At 71.4% G+C, this 23,854-nt stretch carries 19 protein-coding genes; 12 read left to right on the top strand and 7 right to left on the bottom strand.

Features of this window, described 5'->3' with window-relative positions; translation table 11 throughout:
* Positions 1-258 precede the first annotated feature (258 nt).
* Positions 259-1,143 carry a universal stress protein gene (locus HC031_RS16840; RefSeq protein WP_167926276.1) on the top strand — a complete coding sequence of 295 codons (885 nt, stop codon included), beginning with the start codon at positions 259-261 and terminating at the stop codon, positions 1,141-1,143.
* Positions 1,144-2,006: 863 nt separating this feature from the next.
* On the opposite strand, the gene HC031_RS16835 is transcribed toward HC031_RS16840, so the two are convergent.
* From HC031_RS16835 to HC031_RS16820, 4 genes are all read right to left on the bottom strand, one after another.
* A complete protein-coding gene (locus HC031_RS16835) occupies positions 2,007-2,342 on the bottom strand; it encodes a TraR/DksA C4-type zinc finger protein (RefSeq protein WP_167926275.1) in 336 nt (111 codons plus the stop codon).
* Positions 2,343-2,408: 66 nt separating this feature from the next.
* Positions 2,409-2,735, bottom strand: a complete 327-nt coding sequence (locus tag HC031_RS16830; RefSeq protein WP_167926274.1) for a TraR/DksA family transcriptional regulator — start codon at positions 2,733-2,735, stop codon at positions 2,409-2,411.
* A 61-nt stretch (positions 2,736-2,796) separates the two neighbouring features.
* Positions 2,797-3,096 carry a hypothetical protein gene (locus HC031_RS16825; protein WP_167926273.1) on the bottom strand — a complete coding sequence of 100 codons (300 nt, stop codon included), beginning with the start codon at positions 3,094-3,096 and terminating at the stop codon, positions 2,797-2,799.
* A gap of 114 nt (positions 3,097-3,210) precedes the next feature.
* Positions 3,211-3,675 carry a MarR family transcriptional regulator gene (locus HC031_RS16820; RefSeq protein WP_167926272.1) on the bottom strand — a complete coding sequence of 155 codons (465 nt, stop codon included), beginning with the start codon at positions 3,673-3,675 and terminating at the stop codon, positions 3,211-3,213.
* Between the two features lie 323 nt (positions 3,676-3,998).
* Between HC031_RS16820 and otsB the strand changes: the two genes are divergently transcribed.
* From otsB to HC031_RS16795, 5 genes are read left to right on the top strand one after another with little or no spacing between them, the layout of a single operon-like run.
* Positions 3,999-4,814: a trehalose-phosphatase gene (gene otsB, locus HC031_RS16815; RefSeq protein WP_167926271.1), complete on the top strand. Its 816-nt coding sequence runs from the start codon at positions 3,999-4,001 to the stop codon at positions 4,812-4,814.
* A gap of 29 nt (positions 4,815-4,843) precedes the next feature.
* A complete protein-coding gene (locus HC031_RS16810; RefSeq protein WP_167926270.1) occupies positions 4,844-7,261 on the top strand; it encodes a glycoside hydrolase family 65 protein in 2,418 nt (805 codons plus the stop codon).
* A gap of 28 nt (positions 7,262-7,289) precedes the next feature.
* Positions 7,290-8,099 (top strand): HAD family hydrolase, encoded by an 810-nt coding sequence (locus HC031_RS16805; RefSeq protein WP_167926269.1) that lies wholly within the window; start codon positions 7,290-7,292, stop codon positions 8,097-8,099.
* A 39-nt stretch (positions 8,100-8,138) separates the two neighbouring features.
* Positions 8,139-10,586: a phosphoketolase family protein gene (locus HC031_RS16800; protein WP_167926268.1), complete on the top strand. Its 2,448-nt coding sequence runs from the start codon at positions 8,139-8,141 to the stop codon at positions 10,584-10,586.
* Positions 10,587-10,589: 3 nt separating this feature from the next.
* Positions 10,590-11,708 carry an acetate/propionate family kinase gene (locus HC031_RS16795; RefSeq protein WP_167926267.1) on the top strand — a complete coding sequence of 373 codons (1,119 nt, stop codon included), beginning with the start codon at positions 10,590-10,592 and terminating at the stop codon, positions 11,706-11,708.
* A 13-nt stretch (positions 11,709-11,721) separates the two neighbouring features.
* On the opposite strand, the gene HC031_RS16790 is transcribed toward HC031_RS16795, so the two are convergent.
* On the bottom strand, positions 11,722-12,618 hold the full coding sequence (locus HC031_RS16790) for a cation diffusion facilitator family transporter (RefSeq protein WP_338090694.1): 897 nt from the start codon (positions 12,616-12,618) through the stop codon (positions 11,722-11,724).
* A gap of 114 nt (positions 12,619-12,732) precedes the next feature.
* Positions 12,733-14,172, bottom strand: a complete 1,440-nt coding sequence (locus tag HC031_RS16785; protein WP_167926265.1) for a sugar porter family MFS transporter — start codon at positions 14,170-14,172, stop codon at positions 12,733-12,735.
* Between the two features lie 289 nt (positions 14,173-14,461).
* Between HC031_RS16785 and HC031_RS16780 the strand changes: the two genes are divergently transcribed.
* Positions 14,462-15,310, top strand: a complete 849-nt coding sequence (locus HC031_RS16780; protein ID WP_167926264.1) for an SMP-30/gluconolactonase/LRE family protein — start codon at positions 14,462-14,464, stop codon at positions 15,308-15,310.
* Positions 15,311-15,376: 66 nt separating this feature from the next.
* On the opposite strand, the gene HC031_RS16775 is transcribed toward HC031_RS16780, so the two are convergent.
* On the bottom strand, positions 15,377-16,744 hold the full coding sequence (locus HC031_RS16775) for a lactate racemase domain-containing protein (protein ID WP_167926263.1): 1,368 nt from the start codon (positions 16,742-16,744) through the stop codon (positions 15,377-15,379).
* A 112-nt stretch (positions 16,745-16,856) separates the two neighbouring features.
* Between HC031_RS16775 and uxaC the strand changes: the two genes are divergently transcribed.
* The 5 genes from uxaC to uidA are packed head-to-tail and all read left to right on the top strand — an operon-like array spanning position 16,857 to position 23,809.
* A complete protein-coding gene (gene uxaC, locus HC031_RS16770; RefSeq protein ID WP_167926262.1) occupies positions 16,857-18,281 on the top strand; it encodes a glucuronate isomerase in 1,425 nt (474 codons plus the stop codon).
* Positions 18,278-19,666, top strand: a complete 1,389-nt coding sequence (locus HC031_RS16765) for a mannitol dehydrogenase family protein (RefSeq protein ID WP_167926261.1) — start codon at positions 18,278-18,280, stop codon at positions 19,664-19,666. Before uxaC ends, HC031_RS16765 begins: the two co-directional genes overlap by 4 nt.
* Positions 19,667-19,695: 29 nt before the next feature.
* On the top strand, positions 19,696-21,285 hold the full coding sequence (locus HC031_RS16760) for a gluconokinase (protein WP_240942616.1): 1,590 nt from the start codon (positions 19,696-19,698) through the stop codon (positions 21,283-21,285).
* On the top strand, positions 21,282-22,022 hold the full coding sequence (locus tag HC031_RS16755; protein ID WP_205862841.1) for a cytidylate kinase-like family protein: 741 nt from the start codon (positions 21,282-21,284) through the stop codon (positions 22,020-22,022). The genes HC031_RS16760 and HC031_RS16755 overlap by 4 nt, the downstream gene beginning before the upstream one ends.
* A 5-nt stretch (positions 22,023-22,027) precedes the next feature.
* Positions 22,028-23,809, top strand: a complete 1,782-nt coding sequence (gene uidA, locus HC031_RS16750; RefSeq protein ID WP_167926259.1) for a beta-glucuronidase — start codon at positions 22,028-22,030, stop codon at positions 23,807-23,809.
* Positions 23,810-23,854: the final 45 nt, after the last annotated feature.

The following is a 23,854-nucleotide window of genomic DNA, read 5'->3' as shown; positions in this document are numbered from 1 at the left end:
GCGAAGTACTGGGAGCGCCTCGGCCGGCCGCTGAGCGCAAGCACCGAGGACCACCGAGCTCACGATCATGGTGACGTCGAACCGCTCGGCGACAGCCGGGATGAGGGCACCAGAGGCAGCCGCTTCACCGCCATGCCGTTATTGTCATGTTTTACGGCAAGGCATGCCTGTTCGCGCTCTCGATCATCACGGTCACCGTCGTGGCGGTGATGACCATCGGTACAACCTCATCCTGTCCGCACCCGACGGAGGCAACCGATGAGCCAACCGATCGTGGTCGGCGTCGACGGCTCGAGCCAAAGCCTCGACGCGGTTGACCTTGCAGTCCGCGAGGCTGCCATGCGAGATCTCCCGCTACGTGTAGTTTCCGCGTTCACCCGGCCAGACCTCGGCGTGCCCGGGGTACGAGCGGCCTACCCGCCTGAAGCCGATGTGCGCCTCGAAGCAGAACGGATCGTGCGGGAGGCGATGGGCCGCGCCGCCGCGAACGCACCCGCCCTGGACGTCGGCGGCGACGCGGTCGAGGGGCCTCCCGCCACGACGCTGATAGACCAGTCGCGCGCCGCCGCACTTGTCGTGGTCGGCAACCGGGGACTCGGCGGCTTCAAGGGCTTGCTGGTCGGGTCAGTGGCGGTGGAACTGACCGCGCACGCCGGGTGCCCGGTCCTGGTCGCCCGCGGACGCGCCTCCCCCAGCGGCGACGTGCTCGCGGGTGTCGACGGTTCACCATTGAGCGACATGGCGGTACGGTTCGCCTTCGAAGAGGCCGCGCTGCGCGGTTCCGACCTGACCGCCGTGTACGCCTGGACGATGCCGGCACGAGTCGTTCCCGTCGTCGGAACACCCTCGGTCGACTGCGCCTCCGAGGTCGAGGCCGCGCACGAACACGTCCTGTCCAAGGCGATCAGCAACTGGCGCGACGCGTACCCGGCTGTGCCGGTACGGGGCCGACTCGTTCATACCGGCGCTCGCCAGGCCCTTCTCAAGGCCGCCGAGGAGGCACAACTCGTCGTCGTAGGCTCCCGCGGCCGGGGCGGATTCGCCGGACTGCTTCTGGGCTCGGTCAGTCAGGCGATGCTGCACCATGCCACCTGCCCGGTCGCGATCGTTCGCGACACCCAGATACCGGGCCGCTCGTCCTGACCCGTCCCCGCTCCGGCGATCTCCGTGGCGCAGGAGCAACGTGTTCGCGGAGCAGCAGGCGGATCGACCCGCACTGCCGCGTCAGCCGGCGCCGGCAAGCCCTCGTGCGGTTGATCGTTACACGGTCGCCGATCCGGTTGTCTTGCCTGCGTACGCGGCATGGCCTGGCAGGCGGTCCACCGCGGCACCGGCGGGCGAGCAACACGGTTGACCCATCCGCCGGTCCGCGGCGGATTGGGCGAACGCGGCATGGCCGGGCAGGCCGCCGGCGGCCGCATCGCGTGCCGCAACCACTCCCGCGATCGTCACGTTACCTGCCGACCATTGCGACATGACGCCTCTCCCAACTCGGTGATCGTTGCTTGTACGGCGAGACCGGGCGCCTCTGCGCATGGTTGGTGTTTGTCGGCAGTACGCAACGTGGCACTGCCGGCGGACACGTGCGTCGCCTGCGGTCGGCCGCGAGTCGCACGATGACACCCCGGCAGCCAGTGTGAGCACGAACGGACGCCTCAAGAAACGCACAGCTCCCCCTGCCTGGAGGTAGACCCTCCACCAGTTGTGGTGTCACGGCTGCGGGCCTGGTCCGCCGGACGACTGGATCGTCTGGCCGCCATCCCGGCGAATACCCGGCGCTCTGCAGGGCTTCCGTGATGCACCTTGCGCCTACCAGGGTGTCCTGGTTCAACGCCCCCCGAAAGGTGTCTGACCAGCAGATACGCCCGCGCGCACATTGCCGGCGCCCGGCAAGCCGGGCCGGGACCGTCACCGTGGGACTGGGGGCTGCAGCACGGCCGATCCGGACCGATCGTTGATCGCGGCGCGGCGCACGGTGGCGGCACCGCGATGACACGGCGTGACGGCTACGGTTGCTGCGGACGACCGGATTCGGACTCGCACGAGTCGCAGAACCGGGCCGACGGCTGGTGCGCGAGTCGTTCGATCTCGATGTCGGCGTGGCACCGCTCGCAAGTGCCGTAGCGGCCCTCTTCCAGGTAGCGCAACGCCCGGCCGATCTCCGCCAAGGCGAGCCGGCACGTCGCGGTCACCGCTGCGGCGGCGTCACCGCCGGTCTCTTCGCGCCCCCGCTCACCGGGCTGCCGGGCCAGCAGCGCCAGCTGCGTGAGATGCCGTTCGTACTGCTCCTCGAACACGATGCGCAGCACGCCCAGTTCGCCCTGCCTGCTCGTGACGTACATGGTGGATGTTTCCTTCCGGTGGCGGCGGGGTCGTCGTGGCGGGTGCGACGACGACCCCGCCCTCGTTCAGTAACCGCTGAGCTTCTGCTGGCACGGGACGCAGAAGCGGGCGTGCGGCACGACCTCCAACCGTTCGCGTGGGATCACGCCGTCACACTTCTCGCAGGTGCCGTAGGTGCCATCGGCGATGCGGCGCAGCGCCCCGGTGATGTTGTCCAGGTTCTGCCGGGTGGCCGCGACAAGCGCATCCCGGTTGTATGCGTCGGCGGAATCGCCGCTGTCAGCGGTGAGCTCGGTAAGACGAGCCGTCAGCCGTTCGAAATCCTCGGTCAGCATCACCTGCAGACCGCCGATCCACTCGCGGTCAGCGGTGCCATGAACGTCGGTACTCATGCCATGTCTCCTCAAAAAGAAAAAGGGCCGAAGCGGGGAAGCTTCGCCCTGGTGGCTGCGTCTACGTCGGAGAGATGAGTTCGACCGCCGGTGGGCTACGACCGCTTGGCACCGGGCTCGGCAGCCCGTAGGTGGCCGACGCGCTTGCCGCGTACGAACCGGTGACGACACGCATCGCCAACCGCCGAATGGCCGGCTGCACTGAGCCGAACAGGAGCGCAGCGGGCCACGCCGGCGTCACCACCGTGACGTCGCTGGCATGGTGCGCGGCCGAACTCACGCGCCCACCATAGATCCGGCCGGTGCGATTAACCAAGATGAAATGCCATTGCCGCGTGCCCAGGCCCGCAACGGTGGCCAACCTGCCGACCCCGGCAGGCGCGGCGCCCGGCGGTCGTGCGTGCGCGGGCGGGGGTACGGTTTCGGGTTGCGAGGGCGTGAGTGTGCGGGGATCCCCGACGAACGGCGGGGCGTTTCAGCGACCGGCGGCGCGAATCTCCCGGGCGAGCGCGCCGAGAGCGGGCAACGCGGCGCGGATCGCCTCCCGTTGCGCAGGCTCCAACGCGCCCAGCGCGGCCGCGACGTAGCCGGTGAACAACGCCTGGGCCGCCTCGGCCCGACCGCGGGCCTCGTCGGTCACGTACAGGTGCACCACGCGTCGATCCCGCTGGTCCGGTTCCTTGCGCACCATGCCGGCAGTCACCATCGCGGAAACGAGCGCACTGGCGTTGTTGGGTTTCAGCTGCAGCTCGTCGGCCACCTCTCGGACCGTCGCACCAGGGCGCTCCTGGACCAGCCGTAACACGGCGAGCTGCACCTCGGGCGGCTTCGGGTGCTCGAAGTCAGCGTCCGCGCGCCGTTCCAGGACGCGGTGCAGCTGCGGCGCCACTTCCACCACCCCTGCCGCGAGTGCCGCGTCGTCCATGCCGAGTTCACCCACACCCCTAGATTAGGTATGCCGACATACATATGTAAGTTCCGGCGCCTGCGAGATAGGTCGCCCAGGGATCCCCGCAGAATGATCCGAGAGCACACCGTCCTCTGTGGATGCGACTCCGAGCAACCGTTCACATCACGCGGCCTGCGCGGGTTCGCCGACCAAGCCGGCCGGCGGCTCGGTGATCGCGTTACCGTGGGAGGGGTCGCGGTGGCGCCCTCAAGCCCCCGGTAGCGGGGTGGGGGACGTGGCTGGTCATCCGGCCGCCCATCGCGGTCACCGCCTAGACGCGGCGAAGGGTGCCGGCAAGCAGGAGGTGTCCCGGCATGAGCCCGGTGACCGTCCGTGACCTGCCCAACGCGCTCCACGATGACGGAGCGTTCGTCCGCCGACTGGCCGGCCGCCGTCCCGCCGCCTTCCTCGACTACGATGGCGTACTGACGCCCATCGTCGACCGGCCCGAGGACGCCGTGATGTCCGACAGCATGCGCGACACGGTTCGGGCGCTGGCCACCCGGTGCCCGGTGTGCGTCGTCAGTGGTCGCGACCGGGCGGTCGTCCAGCGGCTGATGGGCCTCGACGACCTGGTGGTGGCCGGCAGCCACGGCTTCGACATCTGGAGCCCGCGCATCGGCACGATCCCCGACAACCCGGCCGCGGGTTTCGAGGGTCTCATCGCGTCGGTGACCGGACGGGTGCTGGCCGAGGTCGGGACGATCCCCGGGGTGAAGGTGGAGCCCAAGCGCGCGGCGGTCGCCGTGCACTACCGGCTCGCGACCGACTCCGGCCGCGAACAGGTCGCCGCGCTCGTCCGGCAACTGCTGGCCGAACAGCCCGACCGGCTCAAGGTCACGCCGGGGAAGATGGTCTACGAGCTCCAGCCGAAGATCGATTGGAACAAGGGCAGAGCCGTCTGCTTCCTCATGGACGTCCTCGGCCTCGACTCCCCCGACGTCGTCCCGCTCTACCTGGGTGACGACATCACCGACGAAGACGCGTTCCGTGCCCTGCGCGGACGGGGAATCGGCATTCTCGTCGGCCGCCCGGACGACCCTGAGGTGGCGGGCCGGGCCACCGACGCCGAGTTCGTCCTCGCCTCCACCGGGGAAGTGGAGCAATTTCTGACCCGGCTGGGACGCTGACCGCACCCGACGCGCTCATGGGGGGCGCCATGTACGACTTCACCATCGCCTACGACCGCTTCGAACCGGCCTCGGAGCAGCTGCGCGAGGCGCTGACCTCCACCGGGAACGGCTACTTCTCCACCCGCGGGACGGCCGAGTGGGAGGACATGAGCGACGTGCACTACCCGGGCACCTACGCCCACGGCGGCTTCAACCGGGAGACCACGATCTTCGGCGGTATCCCGATCTGGAACGAAGACCTGGTCAACCTGCCCAATTGGCTGGTGCTGAAGCTGCGGATCGAAGGCGAGGAGGCGATCCGGCTCGACAACGTCGAGCTGCTCGACTACCGGCACACCTATGACATCCGGTCGGCGCTGGTACAGCGGGAACTGCGGTTCCGTGACCACGCCGGACGCGTCACCCGCCTGCGCAGTCGCCGGTTCGTGAGCATGGTCCACAGCCACCAGGCCGGGCTCGAGTGGACGTTGATCCCGGAGAACTGGTCGGGCCGCGCCGAGGTGGTGAGCGCGCTGGACGGCCGGATGACCAACCGCATCGTCGCGCGCTACCGCGGGCTCGAGGGTCGCCACCTCGACCCGGTGTCGCCGCGGACGTTCGGCGACGAGGTCATCGCGTTGAAGGTGCAGACCCGCCAGTCCGACATCTACATCGCCGACGCCGCACGTACCCGGGTGTTCCACGACGGCGAGCCCGCCGACGTCGACCGCGACCTCTACCAGAAGGAGGACTACATCCAGCAGGTCCTCGCCTTCGACGTCGAGCAGGGCCACCAGACCCGCGTGGAGAAGATGGTCTCGCTGTTCACCTCCCACGACAACGCGATCACGGAGCCGCTGACCGCCGCCGGCCGGCACGTGCAGCGCTACCCCGACTTCGCCACGGCGCTCGCCGCGCACGAGTCGGCCTGGGCCGAGCTGTGGGACGTCTGCGATGTCCAGCTCCCCCGCGAGCCCCGCGCACAGCTGCTGCTGCGCTTCCACGTCGCCCATGTGCTGCAGGTCTGCTCGCGGCACACCGCGCGGCACGACGCCGGGGTTCCGGCGCGCGGCCTCAACGGCGAGGCCTACCGGGGGCATGTGTTCTGGGACGAGCTCTACGTGTACCCGTTCCTCAACCTGCGCCTACCCGAGATCACCCGCGCACTGCTGCTGTACCGGTACCGTCGGTTGACCGAGGCCCGGGCGGCCGCGTGCGAGGCGGGCTACCGGGGCGCCATGTTTCCCTGGCAGAGCGGCAGCGACGGCACCGAGGAGACCCAGACCATCCACCTCAATCCGCTGTCCGGTCGCTGGGAGCCCGACGAGAGCCGCAACCAACGCCACGTCAACGCCGCGATCTTCTACAACGTCTGGCGGTACTACCAGGCCACCGACGACCTGGAGTTCCTGCGCGACTACGGCGCCGAGCTGATGCTGGAAATCGCGCGCTTCTGGGCCTCGATCGCCCACTACAACCCCGACCGGCAGCGGTACGAGATCCACGGGGTGATGGGGCCGGACGAGTTCCACGAGCGGTACCCGGGAGCCCGGCAGCCCGGCCTGCGCAACAACGCCTACACCAACACCATGGTGGCGTGGATCGCGGCGACCGCGCCGCAGGTGCTCGACCTGCTGCCGCCCAGCAGGTGCGCGGCGCTACGGGCCCGCCTCGACGTCACCGACGAGGAGCTGCACACCTGGGACGACATGAGCCGGCGGATGTACATCCCCTTCCACGACGGCGTCATCAGCCAGTTCGAGGGCTATGCCGATCTGGAGGAGCTCGACTGGGACCACTACCGCGCCGCGTACCCGAACATCCAGCGGATGGACCGGATCCTGCGGGCCGAGGGCAAGGACCCCAATCGCTACAAGGTGTCCAAGCAGGCCGACGCGGTGATGCTGTTCTTCCTGTTCGGCCACGACGAGCTGCGGTCGATCTTCGAGCGGCTCGGCTACCGCTACGACAGCGACCTGGCCCGGCGCACCATCGACTACTACGACCGGCGCACCTCCCACGGCTCGACGCTCAGCTTCGTCACGTACGCCGGTGTACTGGCCGGCCTCGACCCCGCCAGCTCCTGGGACCGGTTCATGGTGGCACTGAACAGCGACATCTGCGACGTGCAGGGCGGGACCACCAAGGAAGGCATCCACATGGGTGTCATGTCCGGGACCCTGGACCTGCTGCAGCGAAGCTACGTCGGTACCAGCGTCGCCGACGGTGTCCTGCGGTTCGAACCCCGGCTGCTCGACCGGCTCGACGGGGTCGCGTTCACGATGAGGTTCCGGGGGACCTCACTGCGGGTAGGCGTGAAAGACGACGAGCTCACGGTGCTCGCGGAGGCCGAGGGCTTCCGGGGTCCGCTGCGGGTCGGCGTCGGCGACGAGGTCCGCGAACTGGGGCCGGGCAGCGACTGCCGGTTCGCGCTCGCGGCGCAGCCGTCCGCGGTAGGCCGGTAGCCCGCACGAACCGGGGAGGGAGCCCACCATGCCCACCGAGGGATTCCAGGGCGCGATTTTCGACGTGGACGGCGTCCTGGTCGACTCGCCGCACGAACGGGCGTGGAAGGAGTCGCTACGCGAGCTGATGGAGGGCGAGTGGGCGGACATCCGCGATCGGAGCGAGTGGTCCGACGAGCGCTTCACCCCGGAGGTCTACGAACGCGTCCTGTCGGGCAAGCCTCGCATGAGCGGGGCGCTGGCGGCGCTGGAGTACTTCAAGGTCCCGGACGCTCCGGACCGGGTGGACGCCTACGCGGCGCACAAGCAGCGGAAGTTGGTCCAGCTGATCGAGGCCCGGGAGTTCCACGCGTACCCCGACGCGCTGGCGTTCGTGCTGGCCGTCCGGGCGGCGGGCATCCCCACGGCGGCGGCCTCGTCGTCGAAGAACGCCGACCGCTTCCTGAGTCAGATCCGGCTCGACACGTTCGCGCAGCAGGAGGGTCTGACCTGTGACTTCATCCGGCCGGGGCTGAACCTGCGCGACTTCTTCGACGCCGACCTGTCCGGGCGGGACCTGGCGCACGGCAAACCGGATCCGGAGATCTTCCTGACCGCGGCCGCCGAGCTCGGCGTCCAGCCGGAGCAGTGCTTCGTGGTCGAGGACGCCGTCAGCGGCGTGCAGGCCGCGAAGGCCGGCCGGATGGCCGCGCTGGGGGTCGCCCGCGGCGACGACCGGGAGCTGCTGGTCGGCGCGCACGCCGACCTCGTCGTCACCTCACTGGACGAGGTCGATGTGGCCGGCCTGGGCCGCCACGAACTCACCCGGCGACGCGAGCAGGTGGGCCGTCGCGGGTGACGCCCGCCGCGCCGTACCGAAGGGAAGGCCTGGACGGCCATGAACAACACGCAGACGACGGCGGCCCCGGTCGCCACGCTGGAGCGCCCGCTCGACCGGGAGGAGCTGGATCGGATCCACGCGTGGTGGCGGGCGGCGAACTACCTGTCGGTGGGACAGATCTACCTGATGGACAACCCGCTGCTGCGCGAGCCGCTGCGCCCGGAACACATCAAGCCGCGGCTGCTCGGGCACTGGGGCACCACCCCGGGCATCAACTTCATCTACGCCCACCTCAACCGCGCGATCATGCGGCGGGACCTGGACATGATGTACGTGATCGGCCCCGGCCACGGCGGGCCGGCAGCCGTGGCGGCGGCGTGGCTGGAAGGCACCTACAGCGAGGTCTACCCCAACGTGTCCCAGGACGCCGAGGGGATGAAGCGGCTGTTCACCCAGTTCTCCTTCCCGGGCGGGATCCCCAGCCATGTGGCGCCCGAGACACCGGGGTCGATCCACGAGGGCGGCGAGCTCGGGTACTCCCTGTCACACGCCTACGGCGCGGCCTTCGACAACCCGGACCTGATCGTCGCCGCGATCGTCGGCGACGGGGAGGCCGAGACTGGACCGCTGGCGACCAGCTGGCACTGCAACAAGTTCCTCGACCCGTGCCGGGACGGCGCGGTGCTGCCGATCCTGCACCTGAACGGCTACAAGATCGCCAGCCCGACCATCCTCGCCCGGATCACGCCCACGGAGCTCGATGAACTGCTGCGCGGGTACGGGTACACCCCGTACCTGGTGGAAGGCTCCGACCCGGCGCAGATGCACCAGGACTTCGCGGCCGCCCTGGACCGGTGCCTCGACGAGATCGCCCTGATCCAGCGCCGGGCCCGGGCCGAGGGGACCACCGAACGGCCACGCTGGCCGATGATCGTGCTGCGCTCGCCGAAGGGCTGGACCGGGCCGGCGGAGGTCGACGGGCTGAAGGTGGAAGGGTTCTGGCGCGCCCACCAGGTGCCGTTCAGCAACGCCCGGGGAGACGCCCACCACCGGGCGGTGCTGGAGCACTGGATGCGCAGCTACCGGCCGGAGGAGCTGTTCGACGACTCGGGCGCGCCGGTGGCCGCGATCCGGGATCTCCATCCGGCGGGCGAGCGCCGGATGAGCGCCAACCCGCACACCAACCCCGACGGCCCGCTCTCGCGCGACCTGCGGATGCCGGACTTCCGCGACTACGCCGTACCGGTCACCGCACCGGGCACCGGCGCGGTGGAGTCGACCCGACTGCTGGGCACCTTCCTGCGCGACGTCATGCGCGACAACATGCGCGACTTCCGGGTGCTGGCCCCGGACGAGAACAACTCCAACCGGTTGACCGCCATCCTCGAGGCCACCGCCCGGACCTGGATGGCCCGCATCGAGCCGTACGACGAGGGTCTCGCCGTCGACGGGCGGCTGATGGAGATCCTGTCCGAGCACACCTGCCAGGGCTGGCTGGAGGGGTACCTGCTGACCGGCCGGCACGGATTCTTCTCCTGCTACGAGGCGTTCATCCACATCGTCGACTCGATGGTCAACCAGCACGCCAAATGGTTGAAGACCACCAACGGCATCGAGTGGCGGCACCCCATCCCGTCGCTGAACTACCTGCTGACCAGCCACGTGTGGCGGCAGGACCACAACGGCTTCTCCCACCAGGACCCGGGCTTCATCGACCACGTGGTCAACAAGAAGGCCGACGTGATCCGGGTCTACCTGCCGCCGGACGCGAACACGCTGCTGTCCGTGGCCGACCACTGCCTGCGCAGCCGGCAGTACATCAACGTGATCGTCGCCGGCAAGCAACCGGAGCTGCAGTACCTGCACATGCAGGACGCGATCGTGCACTGCACCAAGGGCATCGGGATCTGGGAGTGGGCCAGCACCGACGGCAACTCCGAGCCGGACGTGGTGCTGGGCTGCGCCGGGGACGTACCCACGATGGAGGTCCTCGCCGCCGCCGAGCTGCTCCGCGGCTTCTTCCCGGACCTGCGGGTGCGGGTGGTGAACGTGGTGGACCTGATGCGGCTGCAGGACCAGCGCGAGCACCCGCACGGGCTGCCGGACCGGGACTTCGACGCGCTGTTCACCACCGACAAGCCGATCATCTTCAACTACCACGGGTACCCGTGGCTCATCCACCGGCTGACCTACCGGCGCACCAACCACGACAACCTGCATGTACGCGGTTACCTCGAGGAGGGCACGACGACGACGCCGTTCGACATGTGCGTGCTGAACCGCATCGACCGGTTCCACCTGGCCATCGACGTCATCGACCGGGTGCCGCGGCTCTGGCCGGTCGCCGGGCATCACCGGGAGTGGCTGCACAACAAGCTGATCGAGCACCGCCAGTACGTCCGCACCCACGGCGAGGACATGCCCGAGATCCGCGACTGGCAGTGGTCTGGGATCCCGGGGCCGGCCACGGCGGTGGCGAACGCGCCGTTGACCGAGCCGGTGTAACCGATGCGGGTCCTGGTGGTCAACACGGGCTCCAGCAGCATGAAGCTGTCGCTGGTGTCCCCGGACGGCGCCGTGCACGCCGCCACCACGGTGGAGCGCTGGACGGGCCGGGCACATATCGAGCCGGTGCGGCAGTTCGTCGAGGGCGTGGGCCACATCGACGCGGTGGGCCACCGGGTCGTGCACGGCGGGCCGCGGTACCGGGCGCCCGCCCGCGTCGACGACGAACTGCTCGGCTACCTGGACTCGATCACGGATCTCGCGCCGCTGCACAACCCGCGCGCGGTCGCCGCTATCCGGGTGGTGGCCGACCTGCTGCCGCAGACCCCGGCGGTGGCGTGCTTCGACACAGCGTTCCACGCCTCGCTGCCCGCCGAGGCGTACACCTACGCGCTGCCGAGGGAGTGGAACGGGCGTTGGGGACTGCGTCGCTACGGCTTCCACGGCCTCTCCCACTCCTATGCCACCCGGCGGGCCGCGGAGCTCGCCGGTGTCCCGCTGCCAGGTACCCGGATGGTCTCCTGCCACCTCGGCGCCGGGGCGTCGCTGGCCGCGGTCCGCGACGGCGTCTGCCTGGACACGACGATGGGGTTCACCCCGCTGGCCGGGTTGGTGATGGTGACCCGCTCCGGTGACGTGGATCCGGGGCTGCTGATGTGGCTGCTGCAACACGGCGGCGTACCTGTCGGGGAGCTCAACGAGGCGCTGGAGACCCGGTCCGGGTTGAAGGGCCTGTCGGGTACCTCCGGTGATCTGCGGGACGTGCTCGCCGGCCGGGCCGCCGGCGATCCTGACTGCGCGCTGGCGTTCGACGTGTTCATCCATCGGCTGTGCCGGGAGATCGCGGCGATGACGGCCGCCGTGGGCGGGCTGGACGTGCTGGTGATGACCGGCGGCATCGGCGAGCGCGCGGCGGTCGTCCGGGCCCGCGTCGCGACCCGCCTGGCGTACCTGGGCGTGGGCGTCGCCCCGGACGCCAACGAGGCGGCGCACGCGGACGCCGACATCAGCGCGGACGGGGCACGGGTACGCACGGTCGTCGTGACCGCCCGGGAGGACCTCGAAGTCACCCGCCAGGTGGTCGACCTCGTCGCACTGGTCCCCCACCACCCGCGCCAGTGAGCACGCGGAGCGCTCACCGGGGGACGTCCTCGACGGTGACGGCCGCCTCGGTGATGGCCGGCGCGCGCAGCAACTCCTGGCGCAACCCGTCGACGCGCTTGACCAGGTCGCGCGCTGGCACCTCGACAGCGTCGGGCACCGGCACGACGCGGGCGATCACCAACAGTTCCGCCGGGCCCACGAAGATGACGTCGAGGGCTCGGACGTCAGCGACCCAGTCGGGCCGGACGATGGCGTCCCGGATCGGTCGCACCACGTCCTGGGGCGCCGACTCGTCGATGAGCAACGCCTTCGACCGGCGGGCGAGCAGCGCCGCCACCGCTATCAGCAGCAGCCCGATGCAGATGCTCGCCAGCCCGTCCCATCCAGCCCAACCGGTGAGAAGGTGCAGGACCAGCGCGGCCAGCGCGAGGGCGATACCGACCAGCGCGGCGCTGTCCTCCAGGTACACCGTGGTCGCGGTCGGGTCGGATGCCCGGATCAGATGTTCGGCCAGGGTACGGTGCAGTTCCCGGGCGCGGACGCGAAGCTGCCGGCGCGCCACGCCCCACGAGTACCCCTCGAAGCACGCTGCGGCGACGAGCACGGCGATGCCGACCCACGGCGAGGACAGTGGCTCCGGTCGCAGCAGGCTGCGGACACCCTCGATGATCGAGAGCACTCCACCGATCAGGAAGATCCCGAGCGCAGCGAGGAAGGCCCAGAAGTAGCGCTCCTGGCCGTACCCGAACGGATGCTCCAAGTCCTCCTTCTTCTTCGACCGGCGCAGGCCGACAAACAACAGCAGCTCATTGCCGGTGTCGGCGATCGAGTGCAAGGTCTCGGCCCACAGGGCGGCGGATCCGGTGACCAGCGCGGCCACGCCCTTGGCCACCGCGACGAGAACGTTCGCCCCCACGGCCGTCAGCACCGTATGGAGACTCGCTCCGCTCTGACCGTCGTGTCGGCCGCGCCGCCGTGTCATGACCGGTTCCCTACCCAGCCGCACCGCGCGCCCATTCAGCCGGCGCGCGCGACGTCGGGCTCACGCGGGCTGCGGCGCGGTGCCTCGCGCCCGGCCGGTCCAGCGCGTTTGCAGGTCGGCGTTGACCTGGTCGAACCTGCGGTTGCGGGTCTCGGGCACGTAGCGCGCGACGAACCACAGCCCGACCGCGCAGATGACCGCGAACACCCAGAACGTCTGCCCCTGCCCGATCGCGGTCACCACCGGCAGGAACGCCAGCGACACCACGAAGTTCGACAGCCAGTTCACCATCGAGCCGGCGCCGACGCCCTCGGCGCGCTCCCGGGGCGGGAAGATCTCGCCCAGCAGCACCCAGAACACCGGCCCCATGCCGATCGCGAACGACATGATGTACAGCAGCATGAACACCAGCGTGACGACCGGGCCGAGCGGCACCACGAACGACAGCCCCAGCAGCGCCACCGTGACGAGCATGCCCGCCAGCGACGCGAGCAGCAGCGGCCGGCGCCCGACCCGGTCGATCAGCCGCAGCGACACGACCGTCATCGCCAGGTTGATGACCCCGATGAACACCGAGTAGACAATCGAGTTCGAGGCGCTCAGGCCGGTCTCCCCCATGATGGTCGGCGCGTAGTACATGATCGTGTTGATCCCGCCGAACTGCTGGATGGCGGCGAGGGTGAGCCCCACGACCAGCGCGGCGCGAACCCGTGGCGCCAGCAGGACGCGCAGCCCCTGCTTCTCCTCGGGCGCGCGCTCCCGCCGCCGCTGCGCCTCCTGCCGCTGGAACCCCTCGACGTAAGCGTCGGCGGTCGGCGCGTCGACGACCGACTCGATCATCGCCTTCGCCCGGGCGGTTCGCCCGTTCGTGATCAGCCAGGCGGGCGACTCGGGCAGCCGCGCGCAGCAGAGGGCCAGCGCGATCGCCGGGATCGCACCGACGGCGAACATGGCCCGCCAGTTCTGCGCGCCGCTGAACGCCAGGTCCACCAGGTAGGAGACGAGCAGGCCGACGGTGATGAGTAACTGGTTGAGGGTCAGTACCCGGCCGCGGATCTGCGGTGGCGAGATCTCCGACAGGTACGTCGGCACGATCGCCGACACTCCGCCGACTCCCAGGCCCATCACGATCCGGCCCACCAGCAGCATCCCGTAGCCGGTCGCGAGCGCCGCGACCGCGATCCCGATCACGAACACCACCGCCAGGCCGAACAGCGTCTTGCGCCGCCCGATCCGGTCGGCCACCCGCCCGGTGGCCAGCGCGCCGACGATCGCGCCCAGCAGCAGCACGCTCACCACCGAGCCCTGTTCGAGGGCGTTGAGGCCGAAGTCGCGCCGGATGAACAGCAGCGCCCCGGACACGACCCCGGTGTCGTAGCCGAACAGGAAGCTGCCCAGTGTGATGATGATTCCCCAGCGGCGGACCTTGCGCTGGCCCTCGACGGGGACCTCGGCCAGGGGACTACTCGACGTCGACGTCGTGGCGATACCGGTGGTCATGGGGTTCCTCCGCGTCGTCCCGGGCTCGCGCGGTCGGCGCACCAACCGGATGAGCACCGAACCCGCCGGCTGGGCCGCTGGGCGATCCCGTACCGGGCGACCTGCCCGCCGGGTGGTCGGGTATGCCGGGACCGGACACGTCGTTCTCGGCGGGATGCCGCCGGAGCGCGGGGCTCGAGTGGCGACGGCCGCGGGGCTCGAGTGGCGACGGCGAGGAGGCCGCCGACGGCGACAGGGTCGGCACCACCCTTCGCTGGTAGCTTTGGCACGTACCGTCGGAGGCGAACGAGTGCGTCCTGACCAGGTAACCGGCCCGGTGACCTACCACGGCGAGGGGCCCGTGTGGTCCTCGCTCTGGGGCGGGCTGCGTTGGGTCGACATGCTTGCCGGCGATGTGCTGTCCCTGGCAACGGACGCGACGATCACCCGGCGCCACGTCGGCCGGGTCGCCGCCGCCGTTCGGCCGCGCCGCCGGGGCGGTGCTGTCATCGGCGTCGAGCGGGGCTTTGCCGTCGAGGACGCCGACGGCACGCTCACCCACCTGCCCGAACTGTGGACCGACGACAGCGTGCGGATGAACGACGGCGGATGCGATCCGGACGGCCGCTTCTACTGCGGATCGATGGCGTACGACCAGCGACCGGGCGCCGGCGCGCTGTACCGGCTCGACCCCGACCGGTCCGTACAGGTGGTGCTGGACGGAGTGACCATCTCGAACGGCCTGGAGTGGAGCCCGGACGGCACCCGCGCTTACTACAACGACACCGCCACCCAGCGCGTCGCCGTGTTCGACTACGACCGAGGCTCCGGACTGACCGGCCGGCGCCCGTTTGTGAGTATCCCGCTCGAGGCTGGCCGCCCCGACGGCCTGACGGTCGATGCCGACGGAGGGGTGTGGGTGGCGCTCCACAAGGGCGGTGCGGTGCGCCGCTACACCCCGGACGGCGTGGTCGACGAGGTGATCGAGCTACCGACCAGGATGGTCACCGCCTGCACGTTCGGCGGCCCACACCTGGACACGTTGTTCATCACCACGTCACGCGAAGGCCTCGAAGCCGGCGACGATCCGGTGGCCGGCTCGCTGTTCCGGGCCGCGGTCGGCGTGCGCGGCCTGCCCGTTCGGGAGTATGCCGGGTGAGCCGCGGCGATCGCCTCGCCTGCGGTCTGCCGCGCAGTGCCCGGACGCCGCGGGGGACCCGACCGCTCAGCGCAGGCGGAACAGGTCCTCACCGGCGTCGGGGACGACGAGGGTGTCCGGGTCCGCGCCCCAGGCCCCGATGTCGATCGAGGCGGGGTCGAGGTAGTCGAGGTTCACCGCGCGGACCTGGTCGGCAGGGATACCCGTGGCGAGGGTGACGGTGACGCGGTCGTCTTCGCCGTGCTCGGGGTCGTAGGTGCCGGCGCCACGCAGGTGGGTGGAGTGCGCCAGGTCGCCCCAGTGGTAGTTGCAGAACCGGTCCCACTGTTTGACGTAGTAGTCGCGGCAGTGGTACCCGATCTCGGCGATCTGGGGGTGCGTCGCGCTGATCTCGTGGATGTGCGGGGCGTAGATGACGACCTGGCCGCCGTCGGCGACGATCGGCTCGACCTTGTAGAAGCCCTTGGCTCCGGTCCACAGGTCGTCGTACCGGGTCGGGAGGATCGACAACACCCTGTGCACCGGGGCGTCGAGGTAGCGGATGTGCGTGGCGGCCGAGACGTCCGCGGCCGCCGCCCAGGCGGCCTGCGGCTCGCCGAACGTCATGGCGTGCAGGCGGACCGCGGTCTCGCCGGCCGGTGGCAGGTCCGCCGGTGTCTGGGCCGCCTTGGCGGGTGCGATCTCCTCCGGCTCCGAGCGGGCCTTCCCCGCACCCGTCACCATGCACAGCGCGAGCCGCTCGCCGGGAACCATCGCGGCGGCCTCGTCGATGAGCGCCCGGACCGGGGTGACGCCACGAGTTCCGATGATCCTGGCGCTGGTGATCAGCGCGCCCAACCAGTGCGAGACGTCGATGGGCTCCCGCCCGGAAACCCCTGGGAACAGGTACTTGTTGCCACCGGAGAACCCGACGACCTCGTGGGGGAAGACGGGGCTGACGATGACCGTGAGGTCGTGGTCCACCACGGCCCGGTTGATCCGTACGTCCACGCGCTGGCGCAGCATCCCGTCGGACAGCTCGGCGATGCGGTCGGCCGTGATCGTGCCGAGATCGACGAAGGTGGCCGGGTCCCACCACTCGTGATTGCGCACGGCGGTGTCCGGATAGCGCTCCCGCAGCCCGCCCTCGGGGTAGCCCAGATGCATCGCGAGCGCCGCCTCGGTCATCGCGGGATGGGTGCCGAGCGCGACCAGGACGGTCAGCCGGCTGACGCGGCCGTGGACGGCGCCGTGCAACGCGGACAGCAACAGCGGCAGCGGGCAGGTACGGGTGCCGTCGGATACCAGGACGCAGAGGCTGCGCCCGTCCAGGTCGACCTCCCGGAGCTGTTCGTGGACGAAGGCGCGGACCTGCTCGTCGGAGAGCGTCACCCCGGGCCCACCGATCCTCGCCACAGCGGTCCCCTGCCGCGTGTGCGGCGCTGTCTCGGTCATGGCCGGCTCCTTCGCGAAGCTCCCGCCGATGGGTGTGTCCAGGACAATTTCCCCACCCGCGGACGCACAATCCGATTGGCGAGGCCGGAGCCGGCGTGGCCATGCTTGACCTATGGGTGTCCAGACCGCCGTCGAACTGGCACTCCACCCCGACCGGTTGCTGCCGGCCGAGCCGCACGTACGGGACATCGCCCGCCGGCTCTACGACGCGGTACGCGACGCGCCGCTGATCTCCCCGCACGGTCACGTCGATCCGCACCTGCTACTCGACAACCAGCCGTTCCCGGATCCCGCGACCCTGTTCGTCACGCCCGACCACTACGTCACCCGGCTACTGCACGCCGACGGAGTCGACCTGGCGGATCTCGGGGTCGGCCAGGGGCCGCTGTCGCCGGACGCGGCGCGGCGGGTATGGCGGCTGCTGTGCGAACACTGGCCGGTGTTCCGCGGCACCCCGGTGCGCTACTGGCTCGAGGCCGAGCTGGCGGAGATTTTCGGGGTGACCGAGCGCCCGTCGGCGGCGACTGCCGACGCCATCTACGACCAGGTGTCCGCGCGGCTGCGCGACGACGCGTACCGGCCGCGCGCGCTGTACGCCCGCTTCCGTCTCGCGGTCCTGGTCACCACCAGCGACCCGTGCGACGACCTGGCCGCGCACGCCGCGCTCGCCGCCGACCCGACCTGGCACGGGCGGGTGATCCCGGCGTTTCGGCCCGACGCGTACCTGGAGCCGGCGCAGCCGGGATGGCCCGACGCGGTCGCCCGGCTCGGCGTGGCGGCCGGTGTCGACACCGGCGACTACCCCGGCTACCTGCAGGCCCTGGCGGAGCGCCGGCGGTACTTCATCGCCCACGGCGCGCGGTCGACCGACCACAGCCACCCCGACGCGCGAACCGATCCGCTCGGGCCGGCCGAGGCGGCCCGCATCTACCGGGCGGCGCTTGCCGGCGCGGCCACGCCCGACGAGGCGGTGGCGTTCCGCCGGCACATGCTGACCGAGATGGCCCGGATGTCGTGCGACGACGGGCTGGTGATGACGCTGCACCCGGGGGTGCGGCGCAACCACCACCTGCCGACCTTCGAACGGTACGGCCCCGACACCGGCCACGACATCCCGATCCGGATCGAGTTCACCGACGCGCTGCGCCCGCTGCTCAACCGGTACGGCACGTACCCCGGATTCCACCTGGTCGTGTTCACCGTCGACGAGACGGTCTGGTCGCGGGAGCTGGCGCCGCTCGCCGGGTTCTACCCGTCGCTGTACGTCGGGTCGCCCTGGTGGTTCCTGGACGCGCCGGCGGCCCAGCGCCGGTTCCGGGAGGCGGTGAGTGAGACCGCGGGCTTCACCCGTACCTCCGGGTTCGTGGACGACACCCGGGCCTTCTGCTCGATCCCGGCCCGCCACGACCTGTCGCGGCGCGTCGACGCCGGCGTGCTGGCCCGCCTCGTCGCCGACTACCGGTTGTCCGAGGACGAGGCCGCGCAGACCGCGGTCGACCTGGTCTCCACGCAGCCGACGAGGGTTTTCAAGCTATGAACGACCACGAGCTGTCCCGGCGCGCCGGGGTGGGACGGGTAGCCGCGCCGGTCCGGCTGGTGCACCTCGGGCTGGGCAACTTCTTCCGGGCCCATCAGGCCTGGTACACCGAGCACGCCCCGGACGCGCCGGAGTGGGGCATCGCGGCGTTCACCGGCCGCAGCCGCCGCCTGCCGGAGCTGCTCGACCCACAGGACGGCCTGTACACGCTGGTGACGCGGGCCGCCGACGGCGACCGGTTCGAGGTGATCGGCAGCCTGTCGCGGGCGTGCCCGGGCGTCGACCACGACTCCTGGCTGCGCCTGCTCGGCTCCCCCGAGGTCGTCGCCGTCACCGTGACCGTCACCGAGGCCGGGTACTTCCGCGGCCCCGACGGCGGGCTCGACCGCGACCGCCCGGAGGTCCGCGACGACGTGGCGGCGCTGCGCCGCGACCTGACGGCGTCGGTGCAGACCGCGCCGGCGCGCCTGCTCGCCGGGATCGCCGCCCGGCGCCGGGCCGACGCCGGGCCGCTCACCCTCGTACCGTGCGACAACCTGGCCGGCAACGGCCAGATCGCCGCCCGGGTCGTACGCGACGTGGCCGAGCTGGTCGACCCCGGGCTCATCGACTGGATGTCCGACCACGTCTCGACCGTCACCACGGAGGTCGACCGGATCACCCCGCGCGCCGACCCGCACGACCTGCGCGTCGTGGCGGAGGCCACCGGCCGCGACGACCGCGCCCCGGTCGCCACCGAGCCGTTCTCCGAGTGGGTGCTCAGCGGCTCCTTCCCCGGTGGGCGGCCCCGCTGGGAGGAGGCCGGCGCCACCTTCACCGCCGACATCACCCCGTACGAGCACCGCAAGCTCTGGCTGCTCAACGGCGCCCACTCGCTGCTGGCGTACGCCGGCTCGATCCGGGGGCACACCACCGTCGCGGAGGCGATCGGCGACGACACCTGCCGGCGCTGGGTGCGGCAGTGGTGGTCCGACGCGTCGCCGCACCTGGACCAGCCCGCCGCCGACATTCAGGCCTACTGCGACGCGCTGGTGGAGCGCTTCGCCAACCCGCGGATGCACCACCGCCTCGAGCAGATCGCCGCGGACGGCTCGCAGAAGCTGGCCGAACGCATCCTGCCGGTGCTGCGCGCACAGCGGTCGGCCGGGCGCATGCCCCGGGGCGCGGTGCTCGTGTTGGCCGCGTGGGTGTGTCACCTGCGCGGGCAGGGCGCGCCGGTGCACGACGCACGCGCCGATGAGGTGGTGCCCCGCGCGTCCGGTCCGCTGCGGGACGCCGTGCCCCGCGTCCTGGCCAGCCTCGACCGCGCGCTCGGCGACGATGACGCGCTGGTGGCGGCGGTCCTCGCCGACGTGGACCGGTTCCAGCGCCAAGGGGTGCGATGACCTCGCCGCAGCGCTCACCTCCGCGGGTGATGATCGGACTCGACGTCGGCACGACGGCCGCGAAGGCGGTGGCCTTCGGGCTCGACTCGGACTGGCGCCGACTGGCCCTGCGCGAGTACCCCGTGGTGGAGCCGGTCCCCGGCTGGTACGAGCAGGACCCCGAGCGGATCGCGGAGTGCGCGGCGGCAGCGCTCGCGGAGTGCGTCGCCGGCGTCGGCGACGCCGAGGTGCTCGGCATCTCGGTCAGCGCGGCGATGCACGGGCTCATCGGCCTCGACGCCGTCATGCGCCCGGTCACCAGGCTCGTGATCTGGGCGGACTCGCGCGCCGACGGCGAGGCGAGGGCGCTGCGTACCGATGGTCAGGCCGCCGAGCTGCACCGGCACACCGGCATCCCGGTACACCCGATGACACCGCTGACGAAGCTCATGTGGTTCGCCCGCCACGACCGGCGGACCTGCGCGGCCGCCCGCTGGTGGTTCGGGCTCAAGGACTACCTGCTCTGGCGGCTGACCGGCACGCTCGCCACCGACCTGTCATCGGCCGGCGGAACCGGGATGCTCGACCTGGCGACGCGTACCTGGAGCCCGGCGGCGGTCGAGCTCGCCGGGATCTCGGCCGAGCAGCTCCCATCGATCCTGCCCACCACCGCCACGCTCACACTCGCGGCGACGGCGGCCTCCCGGATCGGCCTGCCCGCCGGCACACCGGTGGTCGCCGGCGCCGCCGACGGCCCGCTCGGCAACCTCGGCACCGGCGCGGTCTCGCCCGGCGTGGCGGGCCTGTCGCTGGGCACCAGCGGGGCGGTGCGCATGGTCATCCCGGAGCCGAAGGTCGACGACCGGGGGACGCTGTTCTGCTACGCGCTGACCGATTCGGCGTGGGTGGTCGGTGGCGCGATCAGCAACGGCGGGCTCGTCGTCCGCTGGGCCGGCCGGGCGCTGACGCCGGACCTGCTCACCGGACCGCCCGAGCAGCACCACGACGAGGAGGTGCTCGACCTCGCCGCGACCGCGCCCGCCGGTAGCGACGGCCTGGTGGTGCTGCCCTACCTGGTGGCCGAACGCGCGCCCTTGTGGGATCCGGACCTGCCCGGCGCGATCCTCGGCCTACGCGCCCAGCACACCCGCGCGCACCTGATCCGCGCCGCCGTCGAGGGGGTCTGCCTGCAACTGCGGGCCGTCGTCGATCAGCTCGACCGGCTCTGGCCGGTGACCGCGGTACGGGCCACCGGCGGCACCTTCCGCGCGGCGCTGTGGCGCGAGACGATGGCCGCGGTGCTCGCCCGGCCGCTCACCGTGGTCGGCGAGGCGGAGGGTACCGCGCTCGGCGCGGCCGCGTTGGGGCTGGTCGCGCTCGGCCACGCGACCCGCCTCGGTACGGCCGCGGCCCGGCTCTCCCCGCCCGACGCGGCGCCGGAGTCCCCGGTCGAGGCTCCCCCCGACCTGGTGGCCACCTACGCGCGGCTGCGCGCCTCGCTGCCCGGGCTCGTACGCGGGCTGGAGTCCGCCGCCGGGGCACTGGCCCCGACCACGCCCGCGGCGGCAGCCGCCACCCGCTCGGCGCCGGCGCCGGCGCCGCGGACGGTCCCCGGCACACCGCCCGGAGGTGGCGGATGAACACACCTGATCCGGTCGCCGTGCCACCGCACGGCCCGAACCCGGCCGGAGCCCCCGGCGCTGGCCGTCCCCCTACCCCGGCCCCGCCCGCGCTGCCGCCCGTGGTCACCGTGGCCTCGCGCTACGGCAGCGGAGGGACGACGATCGCCCCGCGGGTCGCCGACCGACTCGGAGTGCCGTACCTGGACCGCGCCATCCCGGCCGCGGTCGCCGAACGGATGGGCGTCCCGGCGGAGGCGATCGGCGCGGTCGACGAGCAGCCGCACAGCCGCGCCGATCGACTGTTCGCGTGGCTGGCGAGGGTGCCCGTGGTGACGTACGGCCCGGGCTCGTCGAGGCACCTTGACGAACAGGAGCGTCGGATCCGGGCCGAGATCGCGCGGTTCCTCGCCCAGAGTCGCCGGACCGGTGGGGTGGTGCTCGGGCGCGGCGGCGCGGTGGTGCTCAGGGACGTGCCCGGCGCGCTGCACGTGCACCTGGGCGGGCCGTTCGCGGCCCGGGTGGCGCGCACGATGGAGGTCGAGGGGGTCGACCGGCGCACCGCCGAACGGCGCATCCGGCTCAACGACCGGGCCCGGATCGGGTACGTCCGCGACGCCTACGGCGTCGACGGTGAGGACCCGAGCCTCTACCACCTGATGATCGAGTCCACCGCTTTCAGCATCGACGCCTGCGTCGACGTCATCGTGGCCGCCAGCCGGGCCCGGAGGGCGGCGAGCACTCCCGTGACGAGGTGACCGACATGCTCGAACCCCGCGAGACGCCCACCCGGGAACGCCGGTCGCTCGACGGGCTGTGGCGATTCGCCCTCGACGCCGACGGTGTCGGCCGGGGCGAGGGCTGGTGGCGCGGCCCACTGCCCGGCGCCCGGGAAGCGCCCGTGCCGGCGAGCTACAACGACCTGTTCGCCGATGCCCGCGTTCACGACCACGTCGGCGACGTGTGGTACCAGACCCTGGTGCGGGTGCCGGACCGGTGGGCCGGCCAGCGGATCGTGCTGCGCTTCGGATCGGCGACCCACCGGGCCGTGGTGTGGGTCAACGACACGCAGGTCGTCGAGCACGAGGGCGGCTACACCCCGTTCGAGGCCGACGTGACCGACGTCGTGGAGTTCGGCGCGGACAACCGGGTCACCGCCGTCGTCAACAACGTGCTGACCTGGCAGTCGATCCCACCGGGCTACGTCGATCAGACTCCCGAGGGCCCGCGCCAGTGGTACTTCCACGACTTCTTCAACTACGCCGGTATCCACCGGACGGTGTGGCTGTACACGACCCCGACCGCGTACGTGCGAGATGTCACCGTCGTCACCGGCCTGTCCGGTACCGCAGGCACCGTCGGCTACGAGGTCGAGACGGCGGGCGCCGACGGGACCGAGGTGCGCGTCGGGCTCGCCGACGCCACGGGTACCGAGGTCGCGCGGGCCACCGGAGCCGCGGGTGAGCTGACCGTCGCCGACGTGCACCCGTGGCGGCCGGGTGAGGGCTACCTCTACACCTTCACCGTGGAGCTGTGGCGCGACGGCGAGGGGCCGGTCGACGTGTACCCGCTGCCGGTCGGCATCCGCACCGTCGACGTGTCCGGCACCCGGTTCCTCATCAACGGCGAGCCGTTCTACTTCCGGGGTTTCGGCAAGCACGAGGACACCCCGGTACGCGGCAAGGGCCACGACGACGTGTTCCTGGTCCACGACTTCGCCCTGCTGGACTGGATCGGCGCCAACTCGTTCCGCACCTCCCACTACCCGTACGCCGAGGAGGTCCTCGACTACGCCGACCGGCACGGCCTCGTCGTCATCGACGAGACTGCCGCCGTCGGGCTCAACGCCCAACTCGGCGCCACCCTCGCCAAGACGTCGTTCACGACGTTCTCGCCGGACACGGTCAACGACGCCACGCGGGAGGTGCACCGGCAGGCGATCCGCGAGCTCGTCGCCCGCGACAAGAACCACCCCAGTGTCGTGATCTGGAGCATCGCCAACGAGCCCGAGTCGTGGACTCCCGCGTCCCGCGCCTACTTCGAACCGCTGGTTGCCGAGGCCCGGCGGTTGGATCCGACCCGGCCGGTGGCGTTCGCCAACGTCCTGGTCGCCACCCCCGACCGGGACGTGCTCTCCGACCTGTTCGACGTGCTCATGCTCAACCGCTACTACGGCTGGTACACCGACACCGGCGACCTGCCCGCCGCCGAGCGCGACCTGGAGGTCGAGCTCAGCACCTGGGCGGACAGGTACGGCAAGCCGATCATCATGACCGAGTACGGCGCCGACACGGTGGCCGGCCTGCACAGCGTCGTCGCGGTGCCGTGGACCGAGGAGTACCAGGTCGAACTGCTCGCGATGTACCACCGGGTGTTCGACCGCGTCGACGCGGTGGTCGGCGAGCACGTCTGGAACTTCGCCGACTTCGCCACCTCGGTCACGATCATGCGCGTCGGCGGCAACCGGAAGGGCGTCTTCACCCGCGACCGCCACCCCAAGGCCGCCGCCCATCTGCTGCGTCGGCGGTGGCGCGGGTCGCCCTGACGATCCGCCCGTCGCGCGCGGGAGCCGGAAATCGCGCGGGAGCCG

Source organism: Planosporangium thailandense, assembly GCF_011947195.1.
GTDB lineage: Bacteria > Actinomycetota > Actinomycetes > Mycobacteriales > Micromonosporaceae > Planosporangium > Planosporangium thailandense.
The sequence above is the reverse complement of the archived record's forward strand: the minus strand, read 5'-3'. Positions and strand labels throughout refer to the sequence as shown.

What these genes read in the sequence shown, in the direction of transcription:
- HC031_RS16840 (WP_167926276.1), top strand. Translation starts at nt 259, where the DNA reads ATGAGCCAACCGATCGTGGTCGGCGTCGACGGCTCGAGCCAAAGCCTC.
- HC031_RS16835 (WP_167926275.1), bottom strand. Translation starts at nt 2,342, where the DNA reads ATGTACGTCACGAGCAGGCAGGGCGAACTGGGCGTGCTGCGCATCGTG.
- HC031_RS16830 (WP_167926274.1), bottom strand. Translation starts at nt 2,735, where the DNA reads ATGAGTACCGACGTTCATGGCACCGCTGACCGCGAGTGGATCGGCGGT.
- otsB (WP_167926271.1), top strand. Translation starts at nt 3,999, where the DNA reads ATGAGCCCGGTGACCGTCCGTGACCTGCCCAACGCGCTCCACGATGAC.
- HC031_RS16810 (WP_167926270.1), top strand. Translation starts at nt 4,844, where the DNA reads ATGTACGACTTCACCATCGCCTACGACCGCTTCGAACCGGCCTCGGAG.
- HC031_RS16805 (WP_167926269.1), top strand. Translation starts at nt 7,290, where the DNA reads ATGCCCACCGAGGGATTCCAGGGCGCGATTTTCGACGTGGACGGCGTC.
- HC031_RS16800 (WP_167926268.1), top strand. Translation starts at nt 8,139, where the DNA reads ATGAACAACACGCAGACGACGGCGGCCCCGGTCGCCACGCTGGAGCGC.
- HC031_RS16795 (WP_167926267.1), top strand. Translation starts at nt 10,590, where the DNA reads ATGCGGGTCCTGGTGGTCAACACGGGCTCCAGCAGCATGAAGCTGTCG.
- HC031_RS16785 (WP_167926265.1), bottom strand. Translation starts at nt 14,172, where the DNA reads ATGACCACCGGTATCGCCACGACGTCGACGTCGAGTAGTCCCCTGGCC.
- HC031_RS16775 (WP_167926263.1), bottom strand. Translation starts at nt 16,744, where the DNA reads ATGACCGAGACAGCGCCGCACACGCGGCAGGGGACCGCTGTGGCGAGG.
- uxaC (WP_167926262.1), top strand. Translation starts at nt 16,857, where the DNA reads ATGGGTGTCCAGACCGCCGTCGAACTGGCACTCCACCCCGACCGGTTG.
- HC031_RS16765 (WP_167926261.1), top strand. Translation starts at nt 18,278, where the DNA reads ATGAACGACCACGAGCTGTCCCGGCGCGCCGGGGTGGGACGGGTAGCC.
- HC031_RS16760 (WP_240942616.1), top strand. Translation starts at nt 19,696, where the DNA reads ATGATCGGACTCGACGTCGGCACGACGGCCGCGAAGGCGGTGGCCTTC.
- HC031_RS16755 (WP_205862841.1), top strand. Translation starts at nt 21,282, where the DNA reads ATGAACACACCTGATCCGGTCGCCGTGCCACCGCACGGCCCGAACCCG.
- uidA (WP_167926259.1), top strand. Translation starts at nt 22,028, where the DNA reads ATGCTCGAACCCCGCGAGACGCCCACCCGGGAACGCCGGTCGCTCGAC.